General features: G+C 53.4%; 12 protein-coding genes and 2 pseudogenes. 13 read left to right on the top strand and 1 reads right to left on the bottom strand.

Annotation, left to right across the window (positions count from 1 at the left end):
* The first annotated feature begins 6 nt into the window (after positions 1-6).
* The 7 genes and pseudogenes from OGY09_RS07695 to OGY09_RS07665 all read left to right on the top strand — a co-directional run.
* Positions 7-168 (top strand): zinc ribbon domain-containing protein, encoded by a 162-nt coding sequence (locus OGY09_RS07695; RefSeq protein WP_286590266.1) that lies wholly within the window; start codon positions 7-9, stop codon positions 166-168.
* Between the two features lie 130 nt (positions 169-298).
* Positions 299-1465: a plasmid-partitioning protein SopA gene (gene sopA, locus OGY09_RS07690; protein ID WP_286590264.1), complete on the top strand. Its 1167-nt coding sequence runs from the start codon at positions 299-301 to the stop codon at positions 1463-1465.
* Positions 1465-2430, top strand: coding sequence for a ParB/RepB/Spo0J family plasmid partition protein (locus OGY09_RS07685; protein ID WP_286590262.1), 966 nt, complete (start codon positions 1465-1467; stop codon positions 2428-2430). The genes sopA and OGY09_RS07685 overlap by 1 nt, the downstream gene beginning before the upstream one ends.
* 1233 nt (positions 2431-3663) lie before the next feature.
* Entirely contained in the window at positions 3664-4170 is a 507-nt protein-coding gene (locus OGY09_RS07680) for an antirestriction protein ArdA (RefSeq protein WP_274660134.1), read from the top strand.
* Between the two features lie 42 nt (positions 4171-4212).
* A complete protein-coding gene (locus tag OGY09_RS07675) occupies positions 4213-4404 on the top strand; it encodes a hypothetical protein (protein ID WP_015059779.1) in 192 nt (63 codons plus the stop codon).
* A gap of 192 nt (positions 4405-4596) precedes the next feature.
* Positions 4597-4851: a DNA polymerase III subunit theta gene (locus OGY09_RS07670; RefSeq protein WP_286590257.1), complete on the top strand. Its 255-nt coding sequence runs from the start codon at positions 4597-4599 to the stop codon at positions 4849-4851.
* A gap of 31 nt (positions 4852-4882) precedes the next feature.
* Positions 4883-5089, top strand: a pseudogene (locus tag OGY09_RS07665) (hypothetical protein); the annotation flags it as partial.
* Positions 5090-5233: 144 nt separating this feature from the next.
* Here the strand turns inward: OGY09_RS07665 and OGY09_RS25410 are convergent.
* Positions 5234-5455: a hypothetical protein gene (locus tag OGY09_RS25410; protein WP_286590254.1), complete on the bottom strand. Its 222-nt coding sequence runs from the start codon at positions 5453-5455 to the stop codon at positions 5234-5236.
* Positions 5456-5785: 330 nt separating this feature from the next.
* On the opposite strand from OGY09_RS25410, the gene ssb reads away from it, so the two are divergent.
* From ssb to OGY09_RS07630, 6 genes and pseudogenes are all read left to right on the top strand, one after another.
* On the top strand, positions 5786-6343 hold the full coding sequence (gene ssb, locus OGY09_RS07655) for a single-stranded DNA-binding protein (protein ID WP_286590252.1): 558 nt from the start codon (positions 5786-5788) through the stop codon (positions 6341-6343).
* Between the two features lie 52 nt (positions 6344-6395).
* The gene (locus OGY09_RS07650; RefSeq protein ID WP_286590250.1) at positions 6396-6638 is read left to right on the top strand and encodes a DUF905 domain-containing protein; all 243 of its coding nucleotides are present in this window, start codon (positions 6396-6398) and stop codon (positions 6636-6638) included.
* A 74-nt stretch (positions 6639-6712) separates the two neighbouring features.
* Positions 6713-8746: a ParB/RepB/Spo0J family partition protein gene (locus tag OGY09_RS07645; RefSeq protein WP_286590247.1), complete on the top strand. Its 2034-nt coding sequence runs from the start codon at positions 6713-6715 to the stop codon at positions 8744-8746.
* 42 nt (positions 8747-8788) lie between these two features.
* A complete protein-coding gene (gene psiB / locus OGY09_RS07640) occupies positions 8789-9220 on the top strand; it encodes a conjugation system SOS inhibitor PsiB (RefSeq protein ID WP_286590244.1) in 432 nt (143 codons plus the stop codon).
* Complete coding sequence (locus OGY09_RS07635; protein WP_286590242.1) at positions 9217-9945, top strand: plasmid SOS inhibition protein A; 729 nt, start codon at positions 9217-9219, stop codon at positions 9943-9945. Before psiB ends, OGY09_RS07635 begins: the two co-directional genes overlap by 4 nt.
* Positions 9942-10269 (top strand): annotated as a pseudogene (locus OGY09_RS07630) (theronine dehydrogenase). The gene OGY09_RS07635 and the pseudogene OGY09_RS07630 overlap by 4 nt, the downstream one beginning before the upstream one ends.
* Positions 10270-10408: the final 139 nt, after the last annotated feature.

Below are 10408 nucleotides of genomic sequence, written 5' to 3'. Positions count from 1 at the left end.
TCCGGTATGGCTTTGATAGCTGTCAGGTGCCTTATCAGGGCAGGCCTGCGAATAAGAGAATGGACTTGTTGTGAGTGCGGAATCACTCATGACCGCGACGTTAACGCCGCAAAGAATATTCTCGCGGCAGTACGTTGCTGCCTGGCAGCAGGAATCCCCGTCATTTAGGTCGGGGGGATGTCAATTTCAAGCTTAGTTATGCGGTTTAATTGTGAACAACTTTGCGATTTTTATGTTGCTTTGCATTAAAATTCAAGATTTAATAAAATAATGCAAAGTTATGATGAGGGATATTTGAATGGGACTTATGGATACGCTTAATCAGTGCATAGCCGCTGGTCATGAGATGACAAAAGCAATAGCTATCGCGCAATTTAACGATGACAGCCCGGAAGCCAGAAAAATCACACGTCGCTGGAGAATCGGTGAGGCTGCTGATTTAGTTGGTGTATCATCTCAGGCTATCAGAGATGCTGAAAAAGCAAGCCGCCTCCCCCATCCTGATATGGAGACCCGAGGCAGAGTCGAGCAGCGAGTTGGTTATACCATTGAGCAAATTAATCATATGCGAGATGTCTTTGGTACACGTTTACGTCGCCCTGACGATTCTTTTCCCCCAGTTGTTGGTGTTGCAGCTCATAAAGGTGGGGTTTATAAAACCTCAGTTTCTGTCCATCTCGCACAAGATCTTGCGCTGAAAGGTTTACGTATATTGTTGGTAGAAGGTAATGATCCCCAGGGTACAGCTTCTATGTATCATGGATGGGTACCTGATCTTCATATCCATGCTGAAGATACCTTACTCCCCTTCTATCTTGGCGAAAAAGATGATGCCAGCTATGCCATAAAACCGACATGCTGGCCAGGCCTTGATATCATTCCTTCCTGCCTGGCTTTGCATCGAATTGAGACGGAGTTAATGGGGAAATTTGATGATGGTAAGCTTCCTACAGACCCACACCTGATGCTTCGTCTCGCTATAGAAACAGTAGCTCATGATTATGATGTTATTGTTATAGATAGTGCGCCTAACTTAGGTATTGGTACGATTAATGTCGTCTGCGCAGCAGACGTTTTAATCGTACCTACACCGGCTGAATTATTTGACTATACCTCTGCCCTTCAGTTCTTCGATATGTTACGTGACTTGCTTAAAAATGTAGATCTAAAAGGTTTTGAGCCAGATTTCAGAATTCTTCTGACTAAATACAGCAATAATAATGGCTCACAATCTCCCTGGATGGAAGAACAGATAAGAGATGCCTGGGGCAGTATGGTGTTGAAAAATGTTGTCAGAGAAACAGATGAAGTAGGTAAGGGACAAATTCGGATGAGGACTGTTTTTGAACAAGCTATTGACCAACGTTCTTCTACTGGAGCATGGAGAAATGCACTTTCAATTTGGGAACCTGTCTGTAATGAAATCTTTGATCGCCTAATTAAACCTCGTTGGGAGATTAAATAATGAGACGTGCACCTGTCATTCCTAAAAATATTGTAAGTCCAACTACGTCGAATGAAACGAATTCTTCAACCACTTCGGCCGCACCTGTAGTTGATTCTTTAATTGCCCGAGTCGGGGCTATGGCCAGAGGGAATTCAATTACACTCCCTGTTTGTGGGCGAGATGTCAGATTTATTCTTGAGGTTATATCAGGAGACACTGTTGAAAGTGCTTCCTATATTTGGTCAGGGAATGAACGAGATCAGGAGCTGCTGACAGAGGATTCCCTTGATGATCTGATACCCTCATTCCTTTTAACTGGTCAACAAAATCCCGCTTTTGGACGTCGGGTTGATGGCCTCATTGAAGTCGCTGATGGAAGCCGCCGCCGTAAGGCAGCAATACTGACTTCCTGTGATTACAGGGTTTTGGTGGGTGACCTTGATGATGAGCAGATGGCGGCCTTGTCCCGTCTTGGCAATGATTATCGTCCAACAAGCGCATATGAGCGTGGTAAGCGTTATTCATATCGGCTAGAACATGAATTCGGTGGCAATATCTCATCGTTATCTGATGCTGAGAATATATCTCGTAAGATTATTACTCGTTGCATAAATACAGCCCGATTACCTAAAACTGTCGTTGCCCTCTTCAATCATCCTGGGGAGCTATCCGCACGAGCCGGCGAATTATTGTTTAAATCGTTTACTGGCAAAGAAAAACAATTGTTACAACAGGCGGAAGTCCTACATGACCAGAAAAAATCTGGAGCGATGTTTGAAGCTGATGAGGTTGTATCGTTGCTAACTGAGGTCCTAAAGGAGTCTTCTGCAGGAAAAAGAGAGCAAAGCTCCCGGCATCAGTTTGCTCCAGGGGCATCGGTTTTGTATAAAGGTGATAAAGTAGTTGTTAACTTAGATAGATCACGCATATCTGCAGATTGTATTGAGAAGATTGAAAGCATTCTCAGAGAGTTAGAAAAATAACGGTTCAGCCAAATTTCTTTTTGTAATACATCCTGTACTAAAATATTTTCTTTTTTCCGTTAAGCGTTTGGTCTGGATTGATTCATCCAGACCATTTCTCCCTTACTCTGCGCATAACGTTTCCTGCGGTCACTGGGACCGTGGTCCCACTCGGCTCTGTCGCTGTCTGATAGCCATCTGGGACCGTGGTCCCACCCTGCTCTGTCGTTGTCAGATGGTCTCTGGGACCGTGGTCCCACTCAGCTCTGTCGCTGTCTGATAGCCATCTGGGACCGTGGTCCCACCCTGCTCTGTCGTTGTCAGATGGTCTCTGGGACCGTGGTCCCACTCAGCTTTGTCGATGTCTGATGGTTATCTGGGACCGTGGTCCCACTCGGCTCTGTCGCTGTCTGATGACCATCTGGGACCGTGGTCCCACCCTGCTCTGTCGTTGTCAGATGGTCACTGGGACCGTGGTCCCACTCGGCTCTGTCGCTGTCAGATGGTCATCTGGGACCGTGGTCCCACCCTGCTTTGTCGCTGTCTGATGGCCATCTGGGACCGTGGTCCCATCAGTCCTCTCCTATTCCATGTCAGTGTGCTACACAAGGATGGACTCGGAACTGGCTGTATTTCTACATCTGTCCTGTGTTAATGCAATATTTCAGAGTTATCCACAGAAACGGTGCATAACCCTGTGAATCGATATCTGGTATATCATCATCTAATATGCCTGAGGTTCAATACGTCCCGACTCTGGTTATTTAGATTACCTACCCTGCGACGGGTACTATGTGATTTCTCCAGCCAAAGACTATCCTCACGGACGATTTCTTCCACCTGTTTATTGATTGCATTTTCGTTGAGCTCTTACAGCATCCTGTAGTAATCGGATGTCGCGCGACAGCTCCGTTATTCATTTACATCCTCCACGATGTTCTGGCTTCGGGGGAATGACGTTTTGTGCGGCCTGCGGCTTACGCCGTGCCTCTACTGTAGCCGGGCCGCAGAGGATGCAAGGGAAGCGTAAGCGCCGTCACCTTCACCCGGTCGCAGTTTATTTCAAAGGCATTATCTGCCGTCTTCCCGTCGTTCTCCGGCTCAGTTTTCGCCGTCAAACCGTCCAGCCTGCTCCTGCTTTTTTACTGCGCTGCGGCTTCGGTGATGCCCTTGCATCCTCCGCTTTTCGCCCGGCTGTCGTGTCGGCACGGCGTAAGCCGGAACTCAGACGACATCGACTATGGAGGATTTTTTATGAGCACTACGACCACCACACCGGCTGTTTATGTGGGTACGTATCACAAATACAACTGCGGCAGCATTTTCGGCAAATGGTTTGATCTGACGGAGTTTGATGGCAGGGAGGATTTTTACGAGGCCTGTCAGGTACTGCATGCCGATGAATGGGATGCCGAGTTTATGTTTCAGGACTGGGAAGGTATCCCGTCGCAGTTCGTCTCTGAATGCTCCATTGACTGGGATTTCATCGCCGCTTACAAACGTGCCGAAGAAGAGGGCAGGGAAGCCGCTTTTATCGCCTGGGCGGAGTATACCGGCGAGTGTGACTATGACGTGTTTGATGATGCGTACTGCGGCGAGGCGGAAAGCGAGGAGGACTATGCGCGGGAGATGGTTGAGGACAACGGCCTGTTAAATGAGGTGCCGGAGCCGTTGCGCAGCTATTTCGATTTTGAAGCCTGGGCGCGTGACCTGTTCAGCAGCGGCTATGTGTTCCATGACGGTTATGTCTTCAGCAACTGATTAATGTCCGGCGGGGAAACCCGCCGGACAGGGAGAAAACGTATGAAACTTGCACCACAAAGCCGTGAGATCCTGCGACAGTACAAAGCCCTGATTAATGCCCGCCGCCGTGATGCCGGTCAGCGGGAACTGACCACCGCGCAGGTGATGGATGAAATCTGCGAATACATGACCTGTCAGTGTGCCGTGTACATCGGCGGTCATTTCATCTTACAGGGTGGAAAAGGCCAGTAAGCAGGATGGCAGGCGTCCGGGCCGGAGGGCGCCTGTCAGCCCGCGCGAAAACCCTGGCAGGCTGCGCCTGCCGGAGAGAAACTTCGCCGCGCCTGCGGCGCCGCGTACTCTCCTCTCCCTAGTCAGTCGCTGTTGCCCTGGAATGCGCGTATTATCAGGGATATCTTCCTGTAACGCAGATCGGTGATGCATATGTCGAAGTGGAATATCGCCTCTTTCTCAAAAGAAGATCAGGATAAGGTCTCAGTCGATAAAGCCGCCGCTGCCGTTGCCTGGCAGGAAAGGATGAACAGGCCGGTTGTCCCGGAACTCGTTGAGCGGGAACAGCCTGAACATCTTCGCCACTATTACCGTGAACGGCCTGAAGTTCATCGGCAGAACAGTCAGCAGCTGCCGCGCGCAAATGTGCCCGAATATAATAATCCTGGAGATGACCAGCAGAAGTGATTCTTATCGTCAGTGTGTCCAGGGAGGAAATTTTATCCTGATGAATGTCGTGGCGGATAAACTGCGTCTCTGGAGTGGCGTTGCATGGATTATCGTTGTCGGCATCATTATAACGTTGATGCTGAAGGGGAAGGAGCCGGGTGACGAATTAAGAGTGCTGATCACCGTTTTTGCTTTCCTGGCTTCGGCCTGGTACAGCGTTGCGCAATACAGAAAAGAAAAGTATTTCCGCTCCTGATGTTCCCGGCTGGGATCACGCCGGATAATTGTCAGCCATCTCTTAAGCCGCATCTAATCCATTCTTATCCTGTGCGCCCTGAAACCCCGTCCTTCAGGGCGGGGAGGATGATAATTTTTTGTTTTCTGCGCGTTCCCGTTTTCACTATGGGCGACTTCCCTGACGGGAACCGGGGCTGTCATGCTTCGCACCGGGCCAGCTGCGCTGTCTCTGCCCGGCCCCTCCGGGGCAGCGGGTTTCCATCCCGGGCTGTCGCAACGTCAACGGCAGGCTTGCTGCGACCGTTCCGGTCACGCCGCCCTTTTTACGCGCCGCTTCCTGCGCTTTTCGCACCCCGGCAAACTGACGCCGGGCTGTAAGGCGCAACGCCGTTTCGCGCCCGCGCTTTCCGTCGTTGCGGCGGGTTCCTGCTCATTCCTTGCCTGGTTTTTTCAGCCTTTTGAGTCCTTTCGCCGGGGCTGAGACAAGCACAGTCGCTGTCAGCTGTCCAGGGTAAATGGCACGCGTTAAACCGCGCCCTGGACATCCGCCATCGCCCGCGCTGGTTTACGCCCTTGCGGCGAACGGCTCTCAAACGGGTGAAGGTAACAACCAGCGGGCGCGTTCAGCAGGTCCCCGCAAAACGTCAAAACCGCGGCCCCGGCAACTCAACGGGTGATGGTTTTTAAAAGCAAAACAAACGGAAGGAGATTCATCATGACAGTACGCGGCATCAACAAAGTCATCATCGTGGGTAATCTGGGCCAGGACCCGGAAGTCCGTTATATGCCCAATGGCGGCGCGGTCGCTAATCTCAGCCTCGCCACCACGGAGTCCTGGCGCGATAAACAGACCGGAGAGATGCGCGAAAACACAGAATGGCATCGCGTGGTGCTGTTTGGCAAGCTCGCGGAAGTGGCCAGCGAGTATCTGCGTAAGGGCGCTCAGGTGTACGTCGAAGGGCAGTTACGTACCCGCAACTGGCAGGACGACAGCGGCGTAACGCGCTATGTCACTGAAATCGTGGTCGGACAGAACGGCACTATGCAGATGCTGGGCGGTCGTCGTGACGGCGGTCAGCCACAGAACACGGCTCCGCAGCAACCCGCACAACCGCAGACACCAGCCACTCCGGCACAACCTGCTGGCACTCCTGAAAAATCCCCGAAAGCGAAGGGCGGCAGAAAACCCCGTCAGACTACAGCGCCGTCTCAGCAAGCCCCGCAGCCGTTACCGGACGATTATCCGCCGATGGATGATGATGCCCCGTTTTGACCTGCATGATGAAAACGCCCCCCAACCTGCGGGGCCGGAAAAGGAGAGATACATGACCAGCAACGTTATACCGCCCCTTCAGTCACTGCCAGATGGCACATTCACCCGCGAACAGGCTAAAGCAGTCGCAGCGCAGTATCAGAATGTCGCGATTGAAGACGATCAGGGAACGCACTTTCGCCTGGTAGTGCGTCAGAACGGCGAAATGGTGTGGCAAGCATGGAATTTTGAAGCGGATGCCGGGATATGGCTCAACCGTTACATCGAACGTTACGGCATTCGTAAACAGCAGTAAGTAAGAAGGTGCCCTGCCGGAGCTGTAACTCCGCAGGGCCGGACAGTAATCAATATCTGTGAGGAGTATCAACTATGTCAGTAACCGAGTCTAAAGCAAAAAAGGTTAAAAAAGCCAGCCCCAAAGCGTCAACGCGTAAAGCAGATGCTCAGTCAGACGTCCTTGTTACCGCACTGGACAATGCCCCCATCCGTTACACCGCCTGGTCCCGCCTGTTTATCGGGGAACTGAATTGCCGCATCGTCCCACATACGCCGGAAGAAATCAGGGGGTATGCCGACAGTATTCATGCGGTCGGGCAGATCCATAACATTGTGGTGGTGGAATGTGATGATGGTCGGCTGGAAGTGGTTTGCGGCGGGGGACGGGCAAAGGCGATCGGTCTGCTGGTTGAAGAAGGGAAGGTAAACCCGGATCAGGAATGGATTTCTTATAAAGCGGTGCCGCGTGAACTGGCACGGGCTGTCTCCCTTACCGAAAACGGCAGACACCGCGCCATGCACCCTGCCGAGCAGATCGCCGGATTCCGCGCACTGGCTGAAGAAGGGAAAACGCCCGCCCAAATCGGGGATTTGTTGGGCTACGGTGTGAAGCATGTCCAGCGCATGCTGAAACTGGCAGGGCTGTCTCCGGTTATTCTTCAGGCGCTGGCAGAGGACCACATCACTACCGAGCACTGTCAGGCGCTGGCGCTGGAAGATAACCCTGACCGTCAGGAGCAGGTGTACGAGGCCGCGTGTCGTCAGGGCTGGAACAATAAACCGGAAGTGCGTGTGATCCGTAATCTGATCACTGACAGCCAGGTTTCCACCCTCAACAACAGTAAATATGCGTTTGTCGGGGAAAAGGCATTCTCCGGCGATGAGGTCCGCGCTGACCTTTTCAGCGACGAGCATGGCGGTTATGTGGATAAACTGGCGCTGGATACGGCCCTGCTGGAAAAACTCCAGGTGGTTGCGGAATGCCTGAAAGAGGCCGAGGGCTGGACATGGGCCACCGGACGCCTGGACGCGGTCAGTTCTCACAGCGAGGACAGCGCGGTCTACCGTATTCAGGATGAGCCTGACGCGGTTTACTCGGATCAGGAACAGCAGCGCATGGATGAATTGCAGGACCATTATGACGAGAATCAGACCGCCAGCGATGAAACCGACGCGATGGCGTCAGAGATGGAGGCCATCGAATGCGCAGCACAGCTCCGGGCATGGACGCCGGAAATGCGCGCACAGTCCGGCGTGGTGGTGTCATGGCGTCAGGGTGACATCTGTGTCCAGCGCGGGGTGATCCTGCGTGAGCAGTCTGAAACGGAAGATGAACCTGCTCAGGTTCCGGTATATGAGCGCCAGCCTGAACCTGTTGACGAAATCAGTTTGCCCCTGCTGACGAAGATGTCCTCTGAACGTACGCTGGCCCTTCAGGCTGCGCTGGTACAGAAGCCAGAGAAAACGGTAGCTCTGATGGTCTGGCGTCTGTGTACCTGCGTTTTCGATTATTGCAACACGACCCGTGATCCCTTTGTTATGCGTCTCGAGGTGCATCACAACCGTCTGGTCAGTGAAGCCCCGTCTGGTGAAGAGGGAAAAGCATGGCAGTCCCTTATGCAGGAAAAAGCCCGTCTGGAGGCGCTGTTGCCGGAAGGCTGGAAAAAGGATTTCACCACCTTTTTTACCCTTGACGGAAAGACGCTGATGTCCCTGATGGTCTTCTGCACGGCCTGTTCTGTCGATGGTGTGCAGACCAGAACGATGGGACATACCACACGCAGTGATCTTGATGGTGTTGAACGTGCTGTTGAATTCAATCTGCATGAATGGTGGCGGCCGACGAAGAACAATTTCTTCGACTACCTGAAAAAGCCACAGATTGTTCAAATCCTCAGTGAGAACGGTTTGACCGGGGCCGCCAGCGATGCGCTGAAAATGAAGAAATCTGACGCAGCGGACCTGGCTGAAACCATGATGGCCCGTCACTGTCCTCAGTGGGGGCCTGTCTGGATGCGTGCCCCTGATGCAAAAACGCTGGGTTCTGAAGCAGAAAATAACGCTTCTGATGCTACCGCCACTGACGTCCCGCCTGTGGATCACAACAACATTCCTGATGCAGCCTGATAAGGGAGGCCGCCCCTTCGGGGGTGGCAGTAAGGAGATATAATGCAAACTGTTCTGACCGTCGATGTGCTGAAGACCATGTCCCCTGACGAGATGGAGAACTGGCGGGACAGCGGCGAAGATTTCCGCCGTGAACTGACCCACGCCGTTATGCGTGACATATCATGCCCTGAAAACTGGACCATGAACGGCGAGTACCGCAGCGAGTTCGGCGGGTTCTTTCCCGTGCAGATACGCTTTACGCCCCCGCTAGGCAATTACCACGTAGCGGTATGCAGTCCTGGTGTCATCAGTCCGGCGTGGATGGTGGTGTTCGTGCCCGCCAGCGGTCGCCCGCTCTCCGTCATTCGTACCCTGAGCGGCTACCAGCCGGAGCTTGTCAGCCACACCGTCAGCCTGACGGCGCGTCTCGATGCGGACGGCTACAGTCAGGTCATCATCATCAGCATTCTGGCAGCGGAGGGCGCAGCATGATCCCCTCACATCTCTCCCTCGTTCCCTTCAGCCCTGAGCGACGCGCCGTGATGGAGGCCATCGCTGAGGTTGAGCGCAGGCGGTCGTGCGGCGCGGTGTCCTCGATGTACCCGTATGCCAGCGCCTTTTTCCGGCGGCTCACGGGCAGCACGCGCATCACTATCAGGGAAATCCATCATTTTGCGCCGGTGCTGACGGCGCGGGAGTTGCGAGGCAGCAGGGACTGCTGGCTCAGTGCCATCGATGCGCTGATTGAAAGTCGCGGGACGTGTTGCTGGCTCCCGCTTCCTGTCGGTGCGGGTCAGCGCCTCTTTCCGGAGGTGGCCTTTCAGCAGACCGAGCGGGTTCGCTGTCAGGACGAGCTGCGGGATGAAAAATACACCCGCCAGCGCCACAAGGAACTGTGCCAGCGTGAGCGGGCGTACCAGGCGCTGGCGGGGCAGGCGGAGATTGAGCTGGCATTCCATACACCGGAAACTGTTAGCAGCTGGAGCACTCGCTGGTCGGGTACTGAACTGCGCCAGTACGACCTGGAGGAAATGTTCTGGCGCTGGAGCGAGCGTTTTCCGTCACTGGCATCGATGGAACGCTGGATGATGGCGAATCAGCCCTTCTGGAGTGTGATGGTTGAGTCTGATGCTCTCGCTAAAGAAAGCCCGGAACCGGTCAGACAACTGGAGCGATGGATGGTCCCCAACAAGCTGATACATCGGAGCCATGCATGAAGTGGCGTTACTCTTTGCGCTGGAGACTGCCCCGGACACCGTGTCCCGGACCGCAGGAACTGGTGTCTGAAGTGGTGGAGGCAGGGCAGCCCGCTCCTGAATCGGTGATGGCCCGCTGGGTGGCGGGCGCAGGGTATGCGGTGTGTGTCGATTTTTTTGGATGAAATACAGATAAGACGCTGGAGTGATGAACGTAAAGCGGCTGCCCGTCGGCGGAATCTGGAACGTCGCGTGAACCGGATTGCACCGTTGTTTGCCGATGAACTCATTGAACGGGAAATGGATAAACGACTGGAGTATTTTTGCGGAAAATCAGAACGATAAGTACGGGAAACCTGGTCAGACAGTGACGGAGTGCGGTATTATGGCGATGGCGCTTGAGGCTTTCTGCCTCATGACGTGAAGGTGGTTTGTTGCCGTGTTGTGTGGCAGGAAGCAGAAAGCCCCGTAGTTAATTTTCATT

Origin of the sequence: Citrobacter sp. Cpo071 (genome assembly GCF_030332765.1) — a bacterium.
Classification (GTDB): domain Bacteria; phylum Pseudomonadota; class Gammaproteobacteria; order Enterobacterales; family Enterobacteriaceae; genus Citrobacter; species Citrobacter portucalensis.
This window is presented reverse-complemented; position numbering and strand designations above follow the sequence as displayed.